Source organism: Sphingobacterium sp. MYb382, assembly GCF_037572665.1.
Classification (GTDB): Bacteria; Bacteroidota; Bacteroidia; order Sphingobacteriales; family Sphingobacteriaceae; genus Sphingobacterium.
Map to the genome: position 1 here is coordinate 525,047 of NZ_JBBGZT010000028.1, position 20,753 is coordinate 545,799.

At 41.8% G+C, this 20,753-nt stretch carries 19 protein-coding genes; 10 read left to right on the forward strand and 9 right to left on the reverse strand.

All coding sequences use genetic code 11. The annotated features are described in order from the left end of the window. Positions 1–54: 54 nt before the first annotated feature. From WH223_RS16840 to WH223_RS16855, 4 genes are read left to right on the forward strand one after another with little or no spacing between them, the layout of a single operon-like run. Positions 55–1,440: a TolC family protein gene (locus tag WH223_RS16840; protein WP_340048969.1), complete on the forward strand. Its 1,386-nt coding sequence runs from the start codon at positions 55–57 to the stop codon at positions 1,438–1,440. 12 nt (positions 1,441–1,452) lie between these two features. Next, positions 1,453–4,611: an efflux RND transporter permease subunit gene (locus tag WH223_RS16845; RefSeq protein WP_340048970.1), complete on the forward strand. Its 3,159-nt coding sequence runs from the start codon at positions 1,453–1,455 to the stop codon at positions 4,609–4,611. 4 nt (positions 4,612–4,615) lie between these two features. Further along, positions 4,616–5,719, forward strand: coding sequence for an efflux RND transporter periplasmic adaptor subunit (locus WH223_RS16850; RefSeq protein WP_340048971.1), 1,104 nt, complete (start codon positions 4,616–4,618; stop codon positions 5,717–5,719). Positions 5,720–5,754: 35 nt separating this feature from the next. Continuing rightward, on the forward strand, positions 5,755–6,189 hold the full coding sequence (locus WH223_RS16855) for a hypothetical protein (RefSeq protein WP_340048973.1): 435 nt from the start codon (positions 5,755–5,757) through the stop codon (positions 6,187–6,189). 59 nt (positions 6,190–6,248) lie between these two features. On the opposite strand, the gene WH223_RS16860 is transcribed toward WH223_RS16855, so the two are convergent. Further along, positions 6,249–7,043: a GIY-YIG nuclease family protein gene (locus WH223_RS16860; protein ID WP_340048974.1), complete on the reverse strand. Its 795-nt coding sequence runs from the start codon at positions 7,041–7,043 to the stop codon at positions 6,249–6,251. Between the two features lie 175 nt (positions 7,044–7,218). Between WH223_RS16860 and bla the strand changes: the two genes are divergently transcribed. Continuing rightward, positions 7,219–8,130: a class A beta-lactamase, subclass A2 gene (bla, locus tag WH223_RS16865; protein WP_340048975.1), complete on the forward strand. Its 912-nt coding sequence runs from the start codon at positions 7,219–7,221 to the stop codon at positions 8,128–8,130. Between the two features lie 34 nt (positions 8,131–8,164). Here the strand turns inward: bla and WH223_RS16870 are convergent, their stop codons facing one another. Beyond that, complete coding sequence (locus WH223_RS16870; RefSeq protein ID WP_340048976.1) at positions 8,165–8,821, reverse strand: metal-dependent transcriptional regulator; 657 nt, start codon at positions 8,819–8,821, stop codon at positions 8,165–8,167. 145 nt (positions 8,822–8,966) lie between these two features. Between WH223_RS16870 and WH223_RS16875 the strand changes: the two genes are divergently transcribed. Next, positions 8,967–9,134, forward strand: coding sequence for a hypothetical protein (locus WH223_RS16875; protein WP_340048978.1), 168 nt, complete (start codon positions 8,967–8,969; stop codon positions 9,132–9,134). A gap of 38 nt (positions 9,135–9,172) precedes the next feature. Continuing rightward, positions 9,173–9,631, forward strand: a complete 459-nt coding sequence (locus WH223_RS16880; protein WP_340048980.1) for a hypothetical protein — start codon at positions 9,173–9,175, stop codon at positions 9,629–9,631. Here the strand turns inward: WH223_RS16880 and WH223_RS16885 are convergent. Beyond that, positions 9,615–10,550 carry an alpha/beta hydrolase gene (locus tag WH223_RS16885; RefSeq protein WP_340048981.1) on the reverse strand — a complete coding sequence of 312 codons (936 nt, stop codon included), beginning with the start codon at positions 10,548–10,550 and terminating at the stop codon, positions 9,615–9,617. The genes WH223_RS16880 and WH223_RS16885 overlap by 17 nt on opposite strands. 95 nt (positions 10,551–10,645) lie before the next feature. On the opposite strand from WH223_RS16885, the gene WH223_RS16890 reads away from it, so the two are divergent. Next, the gene (locus WH223_RS16890) at positions 10,646–11,017 is read left to right on the forward strand and encodes a winged helix-turn-helix transcriptional regulator (RefSeq protein WP_340048982.1); all 372 of its coding nucleotides are present in this window, start codon (positions 10,646–10,648) and stop codon (positions 11,015–11,017) included. A gap of 78 nt (positions 11,018–11,095) precedes the next feature. On the opposite strand, the gene WH223_RS16895 is transcribed toward WH223_RS16890, so the two are convergent. Next, positions 11,096–12,322 (reverse strand): helix-turn-helix transcriptional regulator, encoded by a 1,227-nt coding sequence (locus tag WH223_RS16895; RefSeq protein ID WP_340048983.1) that lies wholly within the window; start codon positions 12,320–12,322, stop codon positions 11,096–11,098. A gap of 389 nt (positions 12,323–12,711) precedes the next feature. Between WH223_RS16895 and WH223_RS16900 the strand changes: the two genes are divergently transcribed. Further along, positions 12,712–13,422, forward strand: coding sequence for a hypothetical protein (locus tag WH223_RS16900; protein WP_340048984.1), 711 nt, complete (start codon positions 12,712–12,714; stop codon positions 13,420–13,422). A gap of 15 nt (positions 13,423–13,437) precedes the next feature. Then, positions 13,438–13,932 carry a GNAT family N-acetyltransferase gene (locus WH223_RS16905; RefSeq protein WP_340048986.1) on the forward strand — a complete coding sequence of 165 codons (495 nt, stop codon included), beginning with the start codon at positions 13,438–13,440 and terminating at the stop codon, positions 13,930–13,932. Here WH223_RS16905 and WH223_RS20140 read toward each other — a convergent pair. The 5 genes from WH223_RS20140 to WH223_RS16925 all read right to left on the reverse strand — a co-directional run bounded on the left by WH223_RS20140 (position 13,914) and on the right by WH223_RS16925 (position 20,722). Continuing rightward, on the reverse strand, positions 13,914–14,105 hold the full coding sequence (locus WH223_RS20140; RefSeq protein ID WP_445265626.1) for a type II toxin-antitoxin system YafQ family toxin: 192 nt from the start codon (positions 14,103–14,105) through the stop codon (positions 13,914–13,916). The two genes, WH223_RS16905 and WH223_RS20140, sit on opposite strands and share 19 nt — an antisense overlap. A 36-nt stretch (positions 14,106–14,141) precedes the next feature. Further along, positions 14,142–14,357 carry a ribbon-helix-helix protein, CopG family gene (locus WH223_RS16910; RefSeq protein ID WP_340048988.1) on the reverse strand — a complete coding sequence of 72 codons (216 nt, stop codon included), beginning with the start codon at positions 14,355–14,357 and terminating at the stop codon, positions 14,142–14,144. Positions 14,358–14,912: 555 nt separating this feature from the next. Beyond that, on the reverse strand, positions 14,913–15,380 hold the full coding sequence (locus tag WH223_RS16915; RefSeq protein WP_340048989.1) for a hypothetical protein: 468 nt from the start codon (positions 15,378–15,380) through the stop codon (positions 14,913–14,915). Between the two features lie 1,062 nt (positions 15,381–16,442). Next, the gene (locus tag WH223_RS16920) at positions 16,443–19,718 is read right to left on the reverse strand and encodes a TonB-dependent receptor (protein WP_340048990.1); all 3,276 of its coding nucleotides are present in this window, start codon (positions 19,716–19,718) and stop codon (positions 16,443–16,445) included. A 20-nt stretch (positions 19,719–19,738) separates the two neighbouring features. Further along, positions 19,739–20,722 (reverse strand): fasciclin domain-containing protein, encoded by a 984-nt coding sequence (locus WH223_RS16925; protein WP_340048992.1) that lies wholly within the window; start codon positions 20,720–20,722, stop codon positions 19,739–19,741. Positions 20,723–20,753 lie beyond the last annotated feature (31 nt).

Here is a 20,753-nt window from a genome sequence, read left to right on the forward strand (position 1 = left end):
TTGCCCTTTTGGGTTTTATCTCTTTGTTAATGTCTAATCTTAAATAGTTATACCATGAAATTTAAGTTCATGGCATCTTTTGCTTTGTGTTATTTCGCGTGGACGAGCAGTTCGGCGCAGGTACTCAAGCTGGAAGATGCCCTACAACGCGCTGTCGCGCACTATGATAAAATTAAAGCTAAGGAAGCTATGGTTGCTGCTGCAGCCGAAAATACAAACTTCCAAAAGCAACAATACCTGCCCGACCTTACTTTAGGAGCACAGCAGAGTTTCGGAACTGTAAACATGCTGCACGGCCCTCAGTATGGTTTTGGTGGGTTGGGCGTAGCTTCTTCGTCTATGCCTTTGGCCGAACAAAACTGGAATGCAGCGTTCGGCTCCTTATATTTTGCCAATGTCAATTGGAACCTGTTCACTTTCGGGCGACTGAAAAATGAGGTGCAGCTTGCCCAGCAAGGGGAGAAAACCGTTAAAGCCGATTTGGCACAAGCTATTTTCCAGCATCAGGTAAAGGTGGTTGCGGCTTACCTTAATTTGCTCGCTAGCCAGCAAGTAAAGCTGGTGCAAACGAAAAATAAGGAACGTGCACATGTTTTCTTGTCGATGACGGAGGCGCGTGCGCAGAGCGGATTAATTCCAGAAGTAGATGCACAGCTCGCCAAAGCAGAATTGGCGCATGCGCGCTCCATGGAGATTAAAGCCAATGATAAAGAGCTGGAGTTCGCTAAGCAATTGTCGGTTCTTCTCGATGATGATTTTAAGACCTATACCCTCGATAGCTTATACCATACACAAGTACCTGCCGAGCTAGCGCATCCGACTATGCTGGCCGCAGAGCACCCTTTTCTGTTATACCAACAGCAAAAAGTGGACGAGAGCACCCAGAAAGAAGCCCTGTTAAAGTCCGGTAAGATGCCTAGTATTTCTGCGTTTGGCGTAGTACAAGGGCGTGGTTCGGGCTTTGCGTCCAACTACGCTCAAGACCGCGGTGCCTATACGACGAACTACTTAAAAGGTGTAGGGCTTGATCGCAGCAATTACCTATTAGGCTTTTCATTAAGCTGGAACATCAGCAATTTGTTTCGCTATGAAACGCTAGCGAGAAGCCAGCAGTTTAGAAGTAAGGCTTTGCAGGCCGATTATCAAAGCTATCAAAAAGAGCTTTCGACACAGCTCCACCTAGCCGACGCGCAGCTGAAAAATGCTTATAAAAGTTTGCAGGAATCCAAAGTACAGGTAGACGCCGCGACTGTCGCCTTTAAGCAACATAGCACTTTGTATACACAAGGTCTAACCAACTTGGTTGATTTTACGCAGTCGCTTTACAGCCTGAATCGGGCAGAGATTGAACAGACCATTGCCCAAAATAATGTGTGGCAAGCGCTGTTGCTGCAAGCTGCGGCGCATGGAGATATTAACCATTTTGTTCACCTTAATTAATACGGATACCTTATGAATTTAATAAGTTTTGCCCTCAAAAGGCCAATCTCCATTCTTGTTATGGTGATTGGGCTCTTGTTCTTCGGGCTTAAGGCAACCAAGGATGTAAAGGTTGATATCCTTCCGGAGATGAATCTTCCTGTTGTTTATATTGCGCACTCCTTCAGTGGTTATACGCCACAACAGATGGAGGGATACTTTACAAAGATGTATGTGAATATGATGCTTTTTGCCAATGGGATTAAAAGCATTGAAAGTAAAAATACGCAAGGGTTAACCCTGATGAAGATTACCTTTTATGAAGGTACGGAGATGGGAGAAGCCATTGCCAGTTTGAATGCCCTGTCAAATCGTTCGCAGGTATTTCTGCCTCCTGGCGCACCACCGCCCTTCATCATTCGCTTCGATGCTTCCTCGCAGCCTATCGGTCAGTTGGTTTTCCGAAGCGCGACGAAAACAAATAACCAATTGCAGGATATCGCCAATTTCAATGCACGTCCTTTTCTGATTAAGATACCAGGCTTGACAACGGCGCCTCCTTTTGGGGGAAGCCCACGCACGATAGAGGTGAATGTCGATCCCGCGAAGTTACGTGCGCATCAGTTGTCGCCCGAGCAGGTTGTGGAAGCGATCAGCCGCAACAACATTACTTCCCCTTCCGGGAATGTATACATCGGCGAGACGAATTATCTGACGCCAACCAATAATACGGTAAAGGATATAGCGGAGCTAGGTGATATTCCACTCTTTAAAGGGGCTGTGGATAATGTTTACATCCGTGATGTGGCCACGGTTAAAGATGGAGCTGATATCGCAACAGGCTATGCGCTGATTGATGGGAAGCGCTCGGTGTATATTAATATCGCTAAAGCAGGAAATGCCTCAACGTTAGCCGTTGTACGCCAGTTGAAACAAAACTTACCCGCTATTCAGCGAAATATGCCCGACGATGTCACCATTTCCTATGAGCTAGATCAGTCTGTTTACATCACCAATGCATTGAAAAGTCTCGTCGTTGAAGGCGTTTTAGGAGCTTTGCTAACAGGACTGATGGTTGTTTTGTTCTTGCGTGATCGTCGTGCAGCCTTAATTGTTATCCTGACGATTCCAATTTCCATTATATCGGGCGTGCTCTTTCTTAAACTGTTTGGACAAACAATCAACATCATGTCTTTGTCTGGATTGGCCCTAGCCATCGGTATTTTGGTTGATGAGAGTACGGTGACCATAGAAAATATACATCAGCATTTTGCGCTAGGCAAAACAAAGGCGCAGGCCATTTGGGATGCGTGTAAGGAGATTGCCTTTCCGAAGTTATTGATTATGCTGTGCATCTTGGCCGTCTTTGCGCCAGCGGTTATGATGTCGGGTATTCCGGGTGCTCTTTTCAAGCCTTTGGCTATGGCGATAGGATTTTCCATGGTTATCTCTTTCTTGCTATCGCAAACTTTTGTGCCGATTATGGCTAATTGGCTGATGAAGCCACAGCAGCATCCCGAAAGTGAAGGCGAGGGCGAGGGTCATGGCTTTGCAGCTTTTACCCGTCGCTTCGCTGCTTTTGTTGCGAAGTTGATGCCAAGGCGTAAGCTTATCGTGACTTTTGGCTTCCTGCTGATTGGTGCTGCCGCGGTTTTTCTGTATCTGAATACAGGTAAAGACGTTTTGCCGACGGCCAATTCACGTCAGTTTCAGGTGCGTATAAAAGCAGCAGAAGGAACACGTATCGAAGTTACCGAACGTAAGGTAAAGAAGTTCTTGACGCTTTTAAAAGCCAAAGTGGGTGCGGATAAGGTGGCTATTTCATCAGCTTTCATCGGTCAGCATCCATCTACTTTTGCCGTAAGCCCTATCTATTTGTACAATGCGGGGCCACATGAGGCCTCTCTACAAGTTGCTTTAACGGATTTGAAAGGTAGTGCCGACGATTTGAAAGATGAGCTCCGTCAATATTACAAAAAGGAAATGCCTGAATTGCATATCGCTTTTGAACCGATTGAATTGACAGAGAAGATTCTTAGCCAAGGTGCTAACAGCCCTATCGAAGTACGTATTTCGGGCATGATGAAGAAGATGAACCGCATGTATGCCCATAAGCTGCTCGCGAAGTTGAAGGAAATCGATTACCTGCGTGATCAGCAGATTCCCCAATCTATGGACTATCCGGCGATGCAAATTACCATCGACCGTACCCGTGCGGCCCAGTTGGGACTCGACGCGCAAGATATTGCGAAGTCTTTGGTGGCAGCTACAGCATCAACACGCTATACAAACAAGAACTTCTGGGTCGGCGGTATGATGGGCATCGCCTACGATGTGCAGGTGCAAGTTCCGGCAATGAACCTGCGTAGTCAGGAAGAGCTGGCAAACCTGCCGTTGGCGAAGCATACAGACCGCCCTGTATTGGGCGATGTAGCTACTATTATGCCAACGAAAGAGCTGGGAGAGAGCTACAACCTCGGTACGATGGGCTATACGACGGTTACGGCTAATGTACATAAGCAAGATTTAGCGCAGGCAACGAAAGATGTTAAGGTGGCAATTGCCGCATTGGGAGAACTGCCTAAAGGGGTAAACATTGAATTAGCGGGTATGGCGCCCGTATTGGATGATACCCTGACTAATTTGGCCTTAGGTCTACTTATCGCCGTCTTTGTTATCTTTTTGATGCTGGCGGCTACTTTCCAGTCATTCGCAGTTTCTACGGTGATCCTTTCTACAGTTCCTTTTGTGGTGGTGGGCTCTTTACTGCTTTTAAAGCTTTGCGGGTCGACATTAAATCTGCAATCCTATATGGGCTTGATTATGTCTATTGGCGTATCGATTGCGAATGCCGTTTTGTTGGTGAGCAAGGCAGAGACAATACGCCTTTCGGGTGCTACAGCGCTGGATGCCGCCATAGCGGCCGCGAAATTGCGTATTCGCCCCATCATCATGACGACCCTCGCTATGGCGGCAGGTATGCTGCCTATGGCTATTGGTTTTGGTGAGGGAGGCGATCAGGTGTCGCCCCTAGGAAGAGCTGTTATTGGCGGGTTAATCTTTTCGACCCTGTCAGTATTGCTCATGCTGCCTATGGTTTTTGCTTTGGTGCAGCATAAGGCTAGCCGACAATCACGCTCTTTACATCCAGAAGATGAACACAGTATCCACTATGTACCTACAAAAGATTAAAAACATGAACACAAAAATAATCCTACTGGGCGCTGTTGCCCTTATAGCGGTGGCTTGTAGCCCAGCCGCAAAAGAAGAAAAACAAGAAACTAAGAAAGCGGAAGGGATGGCGGGAATGGCAATGGGGATGGGAGATCCCAAGGAAACCATCACTTTAACGCGTTCGAATCCAGCGGTTCAGCTGCAATTGGCTGGCGAGATTAAACCCGAGCAGCATACGGAGCTCTTTGCTAAGGTCAACAGTTATGTGAAAACCGTAGCTGTTGAAATAGGAGACCAAGTGCAAGCAGGGCAGGTTTTACTGCGTCTAGAGGCTCCGGAGATACAATCGCAGCTACGGAGCGCTAAAGCTAAATTAGCGGCGCAGGAGGCTTTATATGAAGCGACAAAGGCAACCTATGCGCGCATGATACAGGCGGATGAAACAAAAGGCGCTATCGCGAAGGATGCTTTGAGCCAGTTGAAGTCTCGTAAGGATGCCGATGAAGCCCAGCTACAGGCAGCACGCGCCGCCTATAATGAAATTAAGGATATGGATAGCTACCTGCTTATTCGTGCTCCGTTTAGCGGTACGATTACAGCTCGCCAGGTGGATGTTGGTGCTTATGTTGGCCCCATGAATAAAGAGCCTCTACTGGTGCTGGAGAACAATCAAAAGTTACGGTTGGCGCTAGCCATTCCCGAGGCCAGTACGGATTATATTCAGCTCGGTGATACCATTCATTTCTACGTGCGTTCACAACCTCAGGAGCGCTATGTAGCGCGCGTGAGCCGAAAGTCGGGTAGTCTCGATACACGCTTGCGAAGCGAACGTATTGAGGCTGATTTCAGCAATGTACATAAAGCATTGAAGCCACATATGATTGCGGAATCTACGCTAGCCTTGAAAGGACGAACGTCCACTTTCTTTGTTCCTAAAATGGCAATTGTTGAAAGTCCTATGGGGATGTATGTGATACGATTGGAAGAAGGGAAAACAAAGTTTGTACCAGTACGGAAGGGACGTTCCTTGCCGATGCAAGTAGAAATTTTTGGCGAATTGAAGGAGGGAGATCAGGTTCTTAAAATGGCGAATGAAGAAGTTCAAGAAGGAATTAATTTTTTATAATATTTTAATAATCAGGTTTTAAATTAATTTATATTATGTTTTTATTTAATAGTTTAAAGGTAGGGTTATTTATCCTTGGTAGTGTTCTGTGGCTAGGTTGCCAAAGTCCAAAAGCAGAAAATCCAGTAGCGACAGGCAGGGTAGAAAGTACGACAGCAGTTACAACGGGGAGTCCACAAAAGGGGGAGCAGGTGCCCAATCGTTTGGTCTGTATGGTCAATGACATGTATATGGGGAAAGAACAATTAGCAGTGCCTTTTGAAGGGAAGACGTACTACGGTTGTTGCGCTATGTGTCAAGAGCGTATTCCTAAGGATAAGTCAGTGCGCTATGCTATTGATCCTTTCAGCATGAAATCTATCAGTAAAGCAGATGCTTACATCGTATTGATTGGTAATGAAGGGGAGGTCGCTTATTTTGAAAATGAAAGTCATTATAGAGACTTTCTTAAAATGAATAGCCCTACTTAATCGTCGCGTATCATTATCCTATGAATCGGGTCAGTCGGAAGATTGACCCGTTTTTATGTTTAACCATTGTTTTGGAGCAGGTAGCGCATCAAGATACGTTTGGTGTCTTTGTTCGCTATTTTTGCTTCAATATAGGCTAATCTCTTTTTTGCTGGGGTCTTTATCGGGCAAAATCCAAAGCCTTTATAGCTCCCATTTTCAATATAAACTAATCCTTTTTCGTCCTCATTCCTGCCTGGGATTTCAATGAGTTGTGTGATTTTATGACTGGTGAATGGATTTATAAAACTTTCTACACGAGTGTTGTATGTTGCTGTATCTTCAGCTTGAATGCAAGCGCCTAAGCACTGTTTTATTTGATATTGAAAGCAAGGACCATTTGTCTTGTAGAGGCCATTAATCTTTTGGCACAGCTGATATTTCTCTGTGATACGGAACAAGGCTTCTTTACCTTCTCCTAGCGAGGAAAAGGTAGTTATCTCTTCTTTGTCTTTCTGAATCTTTTGGACGGTTAAACCTATGTAACCATTTACCAAATGCGTATACAGACCGTACTGAAAGAGGGTACGTCGCTGGGATCTATTGTAAAGCGGCTGGTACTGTTTTATGAGGTCCGACTCGTGCAATAGGGCAATAAGCTCGCTGCCCATCGGCTCGTAGCCTATAGTTTTTATGAACTGCTGAATCTTGAGCGATTTACGGTCTTTGCCAGCGAAGTGCTGAAGTACTCTTTTTTTGATATGGTTGCTCTTTCCGATATAACGAAGTTGGTCTTTTTCATCATAGAAGAAGTAAACGCCAGGTAGATTAGGCAGTTTGTTAATTTCCGTAAGGGGGATTTTCTCTTGGTGCATATGCCCTTTTCGTGCTTTTATAGCTTGTTAGCGTTCGTATGTTTTTGTTGTCTGACTTACTTGAATTTGCATATGTAAAATGCAAAAGATGAACCAAAATTACTAAAGAATCCTTATTTTGTGTAAAACAGATAATTGTAATGGGAGACTTTACTCCCTTTAAAAATGGTTTACTATGTTTAGAAAAAAGCTTTTACCCCTTGTAGCGGTTGTCCTTTGTTTGTCAATCACGCATGTTAATGCGCAGGCCAAGAATGATTTGCGCGAAGCGCTAAAAGAAGTGCTTGCCGACAAAAATGCGACCGTAGGCATTGCTATTAGCCGCGTTGATGGCACGGATACATTGAGCATACAGGGTGATGGCCATTTTCCAATGCAGAGTGTTTTTAAATTTCATATTGCCTTAGTGATGCTTGATGCTGTCGATCAGGGGAAGTTTACCCTGGATCAAAATATTGTTATTCCTAAGGCAAGAATGCAGAACGATTTATGGAGCCCTATTCGGGAGGAATATCCAGATGGTGTAGAATTAAAGCTATCGGAGATTATCGAGTATACGGTAGCGTTGAGTGATAATGTGGGCTGTGATGTTCTTTTAGAGCTTTTAGGTGGGCCAGCGCAGGTGGAAGGGTATCTGCACAAGAAAGGCTTTAATGATATTTCAATTAAGATTAATGAGGAGACGATGCAAAGTGCTTGGGACTTGCAGTTTCAAAACTGGACGACTCCTAAATGTGCTATTCAGGTGTTAAAAGCATTTTACAACAATGATAATAAACTACTCTCATCAGCTAGCTATGATTTTCTTTTAACGGTCATGAAAGGGACGCAGACAGGCAGGCAACAGTTGAAAGGGCTATTGCCAGAAGGTACGGTTGTCGCTCATAAAACAGGGAACTCTGGTAAAAATAAAAAGACGGGAGTTACCGCTGCGTTAAACGATATCGGGTTGGTTTTCCCGCCACAAGGACAGCCTTATAGTATTAGCGTTTTTGTAAGCCAGTCTAAGGAAGATACAAAAATCAATGAACGTATTATCGCAGAATTATCCAAACTTGTTTGGGATTATTATACGAAAAATCCTTAACCGTTTGGTTAAGGATTTGTTTATATTGTCTATTTTATTTTCTGGATACAAGTAGTTTATCGCAAACAGCATAACTGAGCATTTCCTTTTTTCGACCGTTATAGTTTACTTCCATCGATCGGTCATAAGGTTCTACCGTATCTATTTGAATGGCTGTTCCTAGAAGCAGCTCTCGGCTGTTTAGGAACTTCAAAAGATCTTCTGATGAAGGCTGTACAGCCATAAAAGTAACCTGGTCTCCCGCTTTACAATCACTCAATTTAATGAAGTCGTCTTTGGCGATATTACCATCAGCGTCCGGAATTGGTGAGCCGTGTGGGTCTACCGTTGGAAAGCCCAAAAGCTCGTCCATTTTGGCGAAAAATGCTGGCGATTGAATATGCTCAATTTGCTCGGCAATGGCATGTACCTCTTCCCATCCAAATCCCATTTTTTCAACCAAGTACATCTCTGTTAAGCGGTGCTTACGGATGATTAACGACGCTTCTTTTAAACCTTTGCTGGTTAGCTTTACGGGTTTATACGTCTCATAAACAACAAATTCCTTTTCAGAAAGACGTTTAATCATGCTATTTACGGTCGACATTTTAATGCCCAACTCTTTACTGAGTTCGTTGACCGTGGCTTCACCTTTGGCATTAGCCAATTTGAAAAGCGCCTTTAAATAGTTTTCTTCCGTTTGTGAGATCATGTACCAAATTTACCAATATTTCAGGATTTTGGATAATTGTCTGTTGAATTATTTTGTTAGATGGTTCTAACTTTGTAAATTTGAAGAACTAACTTTTGTTGGTGATTAAATAATTCTATAGTAAATTTAAGATAAGGAGAAACGGATGGATTATGTTTTACAGGTGTTAGAACAAGAGAAAAATACGCTAGAGAAAAAGATGCGCACGACAGATTTGATGCGTAAGGATATGCAGCAAGCGAGTGTCTGCATGAAGCATATCCATGAGCTGAAGCGTGCTATAAAGATGTTGAAAGGTAAAGGTCGCGATTAGCCAATAGGGGTTCATTAGCTTATGGAAAGGATAAAAATATGGTTGAAGTACAGGTTCAGGAAGGTTTGTGGAAAGATTTGATTGTTAGTGCTAATTCATTTTTTGAATCTAGCGATTGGCCTGCTGCATTGCAGGGCTATAAAAAGGCATTAGGACAGGCAGAGCGCCTAAATACGATGCAGGTAGCCTGTGAAAAAGAGAATATCCCATATGTGCAAATTTACATTGTCTCTTGTATGAATCTTGCTCATACCTACATGGAGCTGGCCGATTTTGAATCTGCCGAAAAGATGTTGAGACGTATTATTTACTACCTGCTACACCTACTCGAGGTCGGCTCTTTTTCGGATGTTAGCCTACTACAGGAGTTGAAACGTGCGACGCTCATTTTGATGAGTTTTCTTGCAAAACAAGGTAAGGCTGATGCGCAAGAGCTGCTCTTGCAGGAGTTGCCAGAGCAGCTCTCTACCCAGTTTAAGGCTAAGCCTCCTTTTTAATATTTTCCCGTTTATGTTGATGTATGAAATTCGCTAAATCTTGTGTTAGGGTTGCCGTTTCAGGTACGAAGCCTCCCATATGGAAGAATCCATGCGTCATGCCGAGGTACTCTTTACGTTCAACTTTTACCCCCTTGCTTTCTAGCTTATCAGCATAGTGGAGCGCTTCATCGCGTAGTGGATCATATTGCGCGACTGCGATAAAAGAAGGAGGTAGGTTATGGAGTTCCTCCGCTAAAAGCGGTATAGCATCTACATTGTTGCGATCTGCTTGGTTTGGAAGATACCAGTTCCAAGCTTGAATGCCACTTTCCAGGGTGATGAGTGGCCCTTCTTTATACGTTTCCCAAGAGGTCGTATCTAATGAATTGTCCGTTACAGGATAGATAAGCAGCTGACTAGCAATGTTTGCACGAAACTTACGTGTTAATGTAGCCACTAAGGCGGCTCCAGCGCTGTCGCCAGCGAGGCTAATTCGCTCTGGGTTGATTCCTAGATTTTTAGAGTTCGCAAGGATATAGGCTACGGCCGCTTCGGCATCCTCAAGACCCGCAGGAAAGGGATTTTCTGGCGCTAGTCGGTAATCTACCGAAATGATTATCGCTTGTGCACAATTGCTTAATTGGCGTAGTGGCTTATCATGGGTCTCTAGACTTCCAGCATTGAACCATCCGCCATGGAAATATAGTAATGCAGGCAGCTCCTCAGCGTCGTTAGGACGATATATACGTAGTTTGATAGCCTGCTCCTTGCTGGGAATGATTTTATCTTCTATTTGGTAGACAGGTTCCTCAGGACCGCTTAAAGCGGTGAATTTTTCGTAGAATGCTCTTCCTGTATCCCAAGCGGAAGCTTGGTTCTCTACTTCAATATGCTGGATATAGTGTAGCGCCTTTTGTATTCCTTCTGTCAGTTTCATCCGTATTCACTTTTATTTATGCGCAAATCTAAGGGGGAGTTTCTACTTTTGTGGTCTACTGTTTTAATTGTACGGTACATACAAAAAAGTAAGTTATGACAAATCGGAAGGAAAGCTCCACAAATCGTAAAAATGAACAATATATCACCAGTTGTGATCTTTCTTATGCGGTGTGTAAGATGGGAGGGCGCTGGAAGTTGCTTATCCTCTGTAAATTGGAGGATGGTAAACTCCGCTTTAGTGAGCTGCGTGATCGCATAGAGGGGATTACCGAAAGAATGCTTACCCTACAGTTGCGTGAGCTAGAAAAAGATGGCTTATTGAAGCGTACCGTATATGCGGAGGTACCACCCCGTGTAGATTACGAGCTAACGCCTATTGCTACAGAGCTTATTCCCATTTGGCGACAGCTGGAAGATTGGGGAGGTAAACTTAGGAAGTTGATAAGCGTAGAGGAGGAGGTGTAGGCTAAACGTTTTTTTAATCGTGTTTTGCAAAAGCTTATCGCTTTAGAAGCATAAGCTTTTGCAAAAGGCTGTGCTAGACTACATTAAAGCAGAACGATTGTTTATTTCTAGGATATCGTAAATTGTCTTTAGATGATATTTAACGGTATTCTCCGAGATAAACAGTTCAGCACCGATTTCTTTATTCGTTTTTCCCTCACGGATTAACTCCACTATTTTTAAGTGTCGAGGCTTTAGTTTTGATAAATCAATAGCGCACAGTATTTCTTCATTTTCTTCGCTTGACGACTTCGTGCCTTCATGCAGTAAGCGGAAGCGTAGAAGTCCGAGTTCTTTCTCTATGGATAGACGACGTAGCTTGTTTACTTTGTTTAAGCGCATAAGCGTGATGATTAATCCCGTTAGTAAGACGATGATGCTGATGTAGAGAATGATGAACTTTCCTTGTATTGCACTTTGCGCTGAATTACGCTTTTGCAATAGTTCATTTTCCAAGGCGTTTAATTGTCCACTACGATTCGCCGCGTCATATTGTCGACGTTCTTCACTTACCTTTTTTTGAACCTCATAAGCATTCTTATAATCGTTATTATCTACATAAAAGAAAATCATGCTTTCTAATAGCGATATTTTGTAAATATCTATCCCATATCGAGTGGCATAGTGCATCCCTTGATTAAAGGCCTCGAGTACCTTTTCTTTGTCCTTTAGCTTATTGTATAGCTGTATTTTAGCTTTATATAATACCGGTAGATGTTTCGGGTTATCATTTTGTAGCAGCTTTATACCTTCATCAAAATAGCGCTCCGCACCTAAATCATTATTCTTCTTAAGCTCTAAATGACCAAGGATACAGCTATAGAAAGCACGTGTCTCTTTATTAATGTAGTGAAGATTTTTTTGATCAACACGTTTTAATGATTCTGAAAGTTCCTTTTCATTTTTAAGGTCAAAATGGATAAATATACGCTCGATAAGCACACGTGTTGCTGCTTCCTCTTTATGCTTGCTGATTTGTCCTTCTTTATCAGCATTCTCTAAGTTCAATAAGGCACCCGTGTAGTTGTATAGCTGTTTGTAGGTAAGTGACTTTGCTAAATAGGCGTGATACTTATCATAAGCTGTAGACTTAGGGTTATTGATAATTTCCTCCAGCTTGATAAGCGATTTCTCGTTCTGATTTTGATCGTTCAGTTCGGAAATTTCTTCGTGGAGCTTAACATGGTCTATGGTCTGTCCAAGAAGTGGCTCCCCTAAAAGCGTTAAAAAGCTTAGGATAATAATAAATAGACAACGTAAAAACATGTTTTATTGTTCTTCGGTAAATGTGTTGTTAAGAAAGTTAATAAATTTGGTTCTACAAAGATAGATAAAACCATTTAATAACATCTTCAAGATTACCGTTTTTTATATTATTTAATCTTTAAGTCTTGTGTTTTGTTTAGTTATTTGTCTTTAAAGGAGCATTTGTTTTTTGTAGTTATTCTTAAATATAGCTGTCTTTTTGCTGTTTTATTTGGTTATAAATTAATGTTTTGTGGTTTTAATGTGCCAATGTTTCTTCATTTTGCCCCTTTTATAATCCATTTTTCTAGTTAACCGATGGTATTTATTGGAGAATGTCAATTTCTATATTTTATAACGTCTATAATTTTGTATTTTAGCTATCCGAAAATAATGCTAGCCTAATTACCATGTTTAAAGACAAAATCGCCTCTACCTTTAAAAAGTATTTTTCTGAATTTTTATTGATTTTTATTAGTGTTGTTCTTGCTTTTAGTTTAACGGAGTGGAGCAGCAATCAGAGTAGTAAAATCTCTGAAGTTAAGATTCTTACCGAAATTAGAAATGGTCTTGCCTCGGATACTAAAGATCTGCAAGCTAACGAAGATAACCATAAGATAAGTTTACGTGCCGTGTATCTGCTACGTGATTGGACTAATGGGAAGGCTATTCCGCAGGATTCTATTGCTTTGTTTTATTATGCTGTTTTTAGAAATTATACGCCTATTATTAATAAAACGGGCTATGAGTCGCTGAAGTCTAGTGGACTGAAAACGATCACAAACGATTCATTGCGTTTTCATATCATATCCCTTTATGAATTTGATTACAACATCATCCAAAAGTTGGAAGATGCTAATGAGGAAATGCAGGACTTTAAGAACTTCTTTGCTCCAGTAAATGCGCTGGTATCTCCTTTTCTTCAGTTTGATGAGGCAGGGAAGGTGGTTGCGCTTGAACCTGCAAAAAACCTTTCCAGCATACAGCGTAAAGAGTTACTTAGCTACCTGTGGCGCATGGAGCGCAATAAGCTCTTCAAAATTATGCGCTATGAGGGTGTCTTGAAGAAAATAGTTCTTTTAAAGGACGATTTGGAAAAGGGTATTAAGGAAATTGAATAAGCTAATTATTGTGTTTTGCATATAAGAAATGGATCTTTAGCCGATTTACGGCAAATCAAGGAGCTCGCTATCGCTGTGTGGACACAATTTAAAGATGAGCTAACACCCGAAAACTGGACTATTTTGCATAGCACATTAGTAAACGAGGGGACATATGTAGATTTACTAATGCAATCAGATTGTTTTGTTTGTGTAACTGACCAAAATGAAGTGATTGGTTTCGCTTTCTTGGTTGCAAGTGGGAACCCGACGGATATTTACAGCGATGAACAGGCTTATATCCGATTTGTAACGGTTTCAAAAAATCACGGTAAAAGACAGGTCGGTCAACGCTTAACGGAGCAATGTATACGCAAAGCTAGGGAGAATGGTGAGAAAATCTTGGCTTTACATACCTCCGAAATGATGCTTGCAGCACGGCATATTTATGCAAAATTAGAATTCCAGATTGTTCGTGAACTAGAACCTAGACTAGGGAAAAGATATTGGCTTTATGAATTGGTATTGTAGTTTTCAAGTAATTGATGATGTAGCTTCATTTTATCTGTTAGACAGATAGCTCCTCTATTTATGAGCATATCAAAAACCTCTGTAAGCGCATTGAGTTCTTTGGGCTTGTTTTGATACTTCTTGAAGTCCTTTTTAAATTGACTAGAGTAGGTTAATTTATAGTTGGCTATTATTCACTCACTAAATCGTTCAGTAAGCTTTGTGTGTTATCAAAATCTTTTTAAAGCTGACCTTTCTTCTTGGGCTACGTTTATCGCTTTTTCAGTCTCTTTGTTTGGGGCATAGAAACCTATCGCATTTGCCAGAACCGTCTCTATAAAATTATTAACGCTTCGATTTTCTTTTTTTACCATTTTTTCAATACATGCGTATAGGTCTTTATCAAGACGTAAGGATGTTGATTTTTTGATAGCAATTGTATTCATAATGATATCACTTTAAATACAAACATAACGTTCTTATATTGAGTTGTTTGTTGTTTTTTTTTTCTACATACGACCCCGCTGGGGTCGATTTACCTCATGTTTTATTGGCTATATAGATGTTACCCCTCCGGGGTAATGCCTTTATGCTTTAAATAGGGTTTTAAACAGGCTATTTGATATTTTTTCAATAGAATCAATCCGTGGGATTGACATCTGTAAAGCTTTAATGGTTGTAATAGATTTTACCCCTCCGGGGTAATGCCTTTATGCTTTAAATAGGGTTTTAAACAGGCTATTGGCTATTTTTTCAATACAATCAATCCGTGGGATTGACATCTGTAAAGCTTTAATGGTTAAACCCTCCGGGGTAATGCTTTTATCTTTTAAATAAGGTTTTAAACAGGCTATTGGCTATTTTTTCAAGACAATCAATCAGGAGGATTGACATATATGTATCGCTGAAAGGGGTTTAAGTATTCGACCCCAGCGGGGTCGTATGTTTATTCGTAAAGGTTTAATCCTTTTATCTTTTGAATTCAGCTAATTGGTGTGTTTTCATATTTCAACCTTACCAAAAAAGTCTTCATAAGTCTTTAGAAGGTCTAAATTCATTGCGTCGCAAAAGGATATAACTTCATAGGCCGTAGCTCTATTAGTTTGCGGATTTTTAAGTTTAGATATCTTGTTTTTAGGCATTCCAATGCTTTCTTCAAGCTTTTGTTTGGGTTGTGTGTACATAAAAAACAGTCTAGCACTAGGAGAAAGGTCCTTGAATTGACTCAATATTCCACCTTTCTTTCTGAAAGGAAAGATTGCGGAGATTGTTTCATCAAATTGTTCTAGCGGAATTCCGGCATAGCGATTCGCTAAATACAGAATAGGAAAGAGCTCATCCGCATAGGGTTTAGCTGTGTCATCGTTGCATAAATCATTCATTCTAGGAGCTTTTATATGAGCAACGCTAGCAATTTTTGATTTATTAGCCTTTATTTTATTTAAATACTCACCAAGAGGTGTCGCCATGAATTTTGTTTTTATTGATTTATGGTTGATATATTTCCATAAGTCATTTTTATTTTATATACTTGTATTATATTATCGAGTTGATACAGTAGGTTTTATAGAAGCTGTAGCGACATAACCTATTTAAAAAGACGATTCCTATTTTTATTTTAAATCTTTACCTAATCTTTTAAGACGATTATCCCTACTTTTTTTAGTATACAGATAGTACTTATCGCCCCAATAAAATAGAAAAGGATAACTAAGTAGGGGCATCTTGCAAGTTTTTGGCAAGTGTGTTTTACATCTAGAACATAGAACACGCGCTTCACGGAGTATCCTTACCGACCGCAGTATTAAGGCAGCGTTATAGCCATGAAAGGGTATAGACGAAGGTTAATAGACAGGTAGACATTTTTATTCTTAAGCAGCTTAAAAATAGCAAACTTTTCGATGACCAGCAAATTGTATCTACTAATGTGTGAAATGCTTATTGGTATTTGTGGTCGGTTATTTTATAAAAATAAGTAGTGAGCCATCTAGAGAGGAGTAGCAAGTATTAACGTGTAATTTCTCTAATTTTATATACGACCCCGCTGGGGTTGATTTACCTCATGTTTTATTGGCTATATGGATGTTACCCCTCCGGGGTAATGCTTTTATGCTTTAAATAGGCTATTTGATATTTTTTCAATACAATCAATCCGAAAGATTTACATATATGTATAGCTTAAAGGGTTTTGAAAATTCGACTCCAGCGGGGTTGAATGTTTATTTGTAAAGGTTTAATGGTTATCATAGACGTTACTACCCCCGGGGTAATGCTTTTATGCTTTAAATAGGGTTTTAAACAGGCTATTGGATATTTTTTCAATAGAATCAATCCGGAGGATTGACATCTGTATAGCTTAAAGGTTTTTAAGTATTCGACCCCAGCAGGGTCGAATGTCTGTTACACAAGAGAAAAGAAGTGTTTATACAAGAAGAGGGCGCCGTCCCTTGCGCCCTCTTTTATTGTGTTCCATCTAAGCATGCTACAGAGGTGGCCCCATGAATAAGCCATAGCTCGGTAACTATTATTGCTTAGAAGGTATACCTTACACCCAGCTGTACTTGTGCTCGAGAGTTGAAGTAGTCAACACTATAAGGTTTTCCTGGATCACTAAATGTGAATACAGGCCAGTTCCCCGGATTTTGTTGTGGAGGAAATAAACTTGGGGTCAACCCGACAGAACTGGTAGAATTGAAAGTGTTTGGAGAGAAGTATTGTACACCCCATTCTTTATAAAGCAGATTGGTTAAGTTGACCACATCAGCAGAAAGGGTAACGAATTGTTTCTTCTTGTTATTAACGAATATGTCATGTGCTACACGCAAGTCTGCCTGCACATTCCACGGGGTGCGCCCCATGTTACGTTCCGTAAAATCACCGCGACGTGAACTTAAGTAGGCATTTCCATCGATGTATCTATTGAAGGCTTCTGCTTGTTGCGCTGCCGTCTGTGCAGGTATGTCTTTGAAGTAGCGGATAGCCTCTTGCTGGGTCGGCACGTACACTAAGGATACCTGCTGTGGCAATCCTTGGATGCTGTTGTTCACGATACCGTAGCTAAATGGGGAACCTGATTGAGCTGATATAAACAACGTAACATTAGTACGGCCTCCGCGAGTCCATAACTGGTTGTAGCTGATGCTACTCACAATACGGTGTCGGATATCGAAGTTGCTATAGGCTAGTTTAGGATTATTTGGTACTAAAGACTGATTCAGCTGCCAGTTACTTTCCATTGAGTTACGCACGCCGTTACTTAAATCTTTAGATTCACCAAAGGTATAACTAGCTGTTACATTCAGTTGTTTATAGCTTTTGCTGATGGTTGTGCTTATATTATAGCGATATCCTTGGTTGGTATTGCTTAATAAGTAGATATTGGAGAATCGGCTATCCACAGTACCACTGTAAACTGGTTGTTGCTTTTTGCTGTCATAACCATACCATGTAGGGTTATCTTTGGTATTTAACTGTTGAAATAGCACGTCACTGATATTCTTGGTGTACGTTCCTTCAAGCGTAAATTTCCATCCATCGGTCGTTTCATAATCCATACCTAAACTGCTACGAAACACTTGGGGTAGGGTAAAGCCATTGTCTACTAAATCCACTTGTGTCTTTCCGCTATTCGGATCATTGACAACGGCTCCATTTTGAGCGATGAAGTCTGCCAATCCATTCGGGCTAGGCTTGATTGCATCCGATCCAGGAACAAAAGGCTTCTGGTCGGCACGTTGATCGAAGGACCCGTAACTCCCTCCAGTGTTGTAATAGGCATAAGCCAACCAAGCGAAAGGAATACGACCTGTGAAAAGACCTGCGCCACCGCGAAGCACTACGCGACGGTCTTCAGTAATCTCCCAGCGGAATCCTACACGAGGTGATAGCTGTACACGGTTTAAAAAATCATTTTTAATTCTATTTAACGGTGTGTACTGATAGGTGGTGCCAAAGTTGGGATCGGCAGCGATGGTTTGTAGCTTCTCGCTCAACACAGGCATATGGGGTAAGTAAGCCATATCGGCACGCAGCCCTGGTGTAATGCGTAAGCGATCATGGATACGAATCTCATCTTGTACATATACACTGTACATATTCACTTGGAAGTCTGCTGCGGGATTATTTCTGATATAATCACGGGTATTATTTACGTAGTTATAGTTGCCACGTACACGATACGGATTGTTTGTCGTAAAGTCTTCAATACTGTTATAGTCGACACGACCATTCCAGCTGTTTACAAAGCCATATCGGATGTTGTATAGCTCGTTATGTGTTCCGAACAGAAGTTTGTGGCGATTGATGTTCCAGTTAAGGTTGGCCGTAACTTCCCAGGTCTTTTGGCGCATATCAAAAATGCTGGCCTCGCGATCCGTACCGATGTATATAGTGGTACCAGGTGTACGTCCTTGGATTTGAACTTGCGGTAGTGTAGGGTCGGATAGGGGATCACGTTTGTCGTTCACTTGGGTAAAACCAACAACTAAGTTTCCCGATAGGTTATTGGTAAAGCGACTCTTCAATTCAGCTACAGTCGAGGTCTGGTTGTTTGTTTGCTCGAATGCCATGCTCGAAAAGCGGAAATCTTGCTGATCGCGATCCATGTGGGTAGCCTTACTGAAGATGGTGTTATTACGAATAGCCAATTGATGACGGTCATTAATATTCCAATCCAAACGGTTGAAAAATTTGGTGGATTTAGACCAATTGGTGTAAGCATCTGCGGTTCCGGCATCGAAGATATTACCATAGCGACTTTTTACTGTTTCAGAGATTTTGCTGGCATCCGCTTCATTCAGAATATGGAGCGTCTCTTTACTACCGATAATCAGCTGCGTAGGGTCTTGGCGTCGCGTTATTTCTTCATTAGAAAAGAAGAAAAGCTTGTCTTTAATGATTGGGAAACCAATGCGGAAACCAGCTTGATAATCATAGAAATCGCTATTCATCTTGCCTAGGGATCCTACACGATCACGTCCTGTTAGGGCTGCATTACGACCAAAGCCATAAACAGATCCTTCAACTTTATTCGTTCCTGAGCGAGTTACCGCATTGACCGAGCCACCAGTGAAGTTACCAATCTTCACGTCATAAGGAGCTAGGTAAACCTGTATATCCTGTATAGCATCTATGGATATGGGATTTGTACGCGTTGAGCTTCCCGCCATGCCGGAGGTACCCGTTTGTCCACCTAAGGAAGGAGAGAAGCCAATAGCATCGTTATTTACAGCCCCATCGACTGTTACGTTATTGTATCGGAAGTTGGTACCACCAAAGCTGTTGTCCCGGCTACCTTGTGGTGTCAGTCGGGTTAAATCTGTGATGGAGCGCGATACGGTGGGCATGTTACGCACCTGTTCGCCAGAAATATTCTTTCCCGTTCCAAAGGTATCGGCCCGTTGACCGCGTGCACGCCCCGTTACGGCTACCGCATCGATTGCTTGCATACCGCTGGTGAGGATAAATTGCAGTTGCTGTGCAGCGCCTAAGCGTACGTAAATTTCCTCTTGGCTATCACTTTGCTGACCAACCATGCTGGCAGACACTTTGTATGGTCCGCCAATACGCATGTTATTGATGGTGAAGCGACCATCATTATCTGTCGATAGGTTGTATTTCGTGCCCGATGGTGTATGTAATGCCTCTATTGAAGCACCAGGCATGGGCTTTCCATCGCCATCAACGACACGTCCTGTGAGGGAACCCGAAGTTTCTTGGGCGAAGGTAATGGTGGTAGAGAATAGCAGCAGTATAGCCATAATCATCCCTGACCAACGGTATAAATGGTTGATTGTTTTCATTTTCATGTTTTAACTATGCGTATAAACTATCTCAGTACTTGATTGATAATATGGATAACCCCATTTCCTGCAATCACATCTAGTTTAGTCGGTGTAATAATTGATGTACTGCCTATACCTTGAAGGGTAATCCCTGTGAAGCTGTTGGGTACATTGTATTGATCTAAAAGATTTATAGTTAGAACTTTCTCGTTCAGCATTTTCTCGCTATAGCTTTTTGTATTCATAGGCGTTAGTAGGAAGTAGTCTTGTGCGAATTTGCGTTCCTGTGCGATATGATAGCTTAACCAGCTTTTAAGTACGGCAGGATCTGCCTTCTCTATAGCTTCTAGATTGGGATATCCATAGTTTTTGACCGCCGTATTGTTGGGTGCAAACACAGTGAAGGTGTTGCTGTTGGCTAAAGGCTCCAATAAACCGGCTACTTTCAACGCTTCGTAAAACATACTCAGATTGGCATCGGCCGCTAAGGCCTGTTTTAAATTGCTATGTGTGTTTGGCGTTAATACGCGATCAAGCACCTGCATAATGCCATTCGACGCTTTGGTATCCGATTGCAGTAGGCGGCCACCATTGATCGTTGTCAAGGTATCTTGTCCACGTTTTACACGGCTCCAATAGATTTTTGTACCCAGTAGCGTCTCTTCCTCTTGGTTCATCTTTAGTGCTTTGCCAGAAAAAGGAACGAGGTTCTTAAGAATATGATAATTCCCTTGTTCTGCCAATTTGTTCGCCGGCTCCGCATAAAGCTCTGCCGGTTTTAGATAGCCAGCAATCTGGTATGCTGCATCCGAAGGTGCAATTAACGTGTAGTTACCCGTTTGGCTTAGCGTATTATTAAGTCCGCTTTTATAGAGAGACGTTGCGAGATAAGTTAAACCAAAGTTATCACGAACAAGGTCGTTCAACGTGTTCTTTTGTTTCCCTTGGTCAGGATTTTCGACATCCTTTGAACAAGAGAATAAGGACAATGCCAATAAACCCGCATAAAGGTATTTCGTAGATTTCATAAGTGTATTTTATGTCTAATCGTTTAAATCT

Excerpts from the sequence above, each read along its gene's own strand:
- WH223_RS16840 (WP_340048969.1), top strand. The coding sequence starts at position 55 with ATGAAATTTAAGTTCATGGCATCTTTTGCTTTGTGTTATTTCGCGTGG.
- WH223_RS16845 (WP_340048970.1), top strand. The coding sequence starts at position 1,453 with ATGAATTTAATAAGTTTTGCCCTCAAAAGGCCAATCTCCATTCTTGTT.
- WH223_RS16850 (WP_340048971.1), top strand. The coding sequence starts at position 4,616 with ATGAACACAAAAATAATCCTACTGGGCGCTGTTGCCCTTATAGCGGTG.
- WH223_RS16855 (WP_340048973.1), top strand. The coding sequence starts at position 5,755 with ATGTTTTTATTTAATAGTTTAAAGGTAGGGTTATTTATCCTTGGTAGT.
- WH223_RS16860 (WP_340048974.1), bottom strand. The coding sequence starts at position 7,043 with ATGCACCAAGAGAAAATCCCCCTTACGGAAATTAACAAACTGCCTAAT.
- bla (WP_340048975.1), top strand. The coding sequence starts at position 7,219 with ATGTTTAGAAAAAAGCTTTTACCCCTTGTAGCGGTTGTCCTTTGTTTG.
- WH223_RS16870 (WP_340048976.1), bottom strand. The coding sequence starts at position 8,821 with ATGATCTCACAAACGGAAGAAAACTATTTAAAGGCGCTTTTCAAATTG.
- WH223_RS16875 (WP_340048978.1), top strand. The coding sequence starts at position 8,967 with ATGGATTATGTTTTACAGGTGTTAGAACAAGAGAAAAATACGCTAGAG.
- WH223_RS16880 (WP_340048980.1), top strand. The coding sequence starts at position 9,173 with ATGGTTGAAGTACAGGTTCAGGAAGGTTTGTGGAAAGATTTGATTGTT.
- WH223_RS16885 (WP_340048981.1), bottom strand. The coding sequence starts at position 10,550 with ATGAAACTGACAGAAGGAATACAAAAGGCGCTACACTATATCCAGCAT.
- WH223_RS16890 (WP_340048982.1), top strand. The coding sequence starts at position 10,646 with ATGACAAATCGGAAGGAAAGCTCCACAAATCGTAAAAATGAACAATAT.
- WH223_RS16895 (WP_340048983.1), bottom strand. The coding sequence starts at position 12,322 with ATGTTTTTACGTTGTCTATTTATTATTATCCTAAGCTTTTTAACGCTT.
- WH223_RS16900 (WP_340048984.1), top strand. The coding sequence starts at position 12,712 with ATGTTTAAAGACAAAATCGCCTCTACCTTTAAAAAGTATTTTTCTGAA.
- WH223_RS16910 (WP_340048988.1), bottom strand. The coding sequence starts at position 14,357 with ATGAATACAATTGCTATCAAAAAATCAACATCCTTACGTCTTGATAAA.
- WH223_RS16915 (WP_340048989.1), bottom strand. The coding sequence starts at position 15,380 with ATGGCGACACCTCTTGGTGAGTATTTAAATAAAATAAAGGCTAATAAA.
- WH223_RS16920 (WP_340048990.1), bottom strand. The coding sequence starts at position 19,718 with ATGAAAATGAAAACAATCAACCATTTATACCGTTGGTCAGGGATGATT.
- WH223_RS16925 (WP_340048992.1), bottom strand. The coding sequence starts at position 20,722 with ATGAAATCTACGAAATACCTTTATGCGGGTTTATTGGCATTGTCCTTA.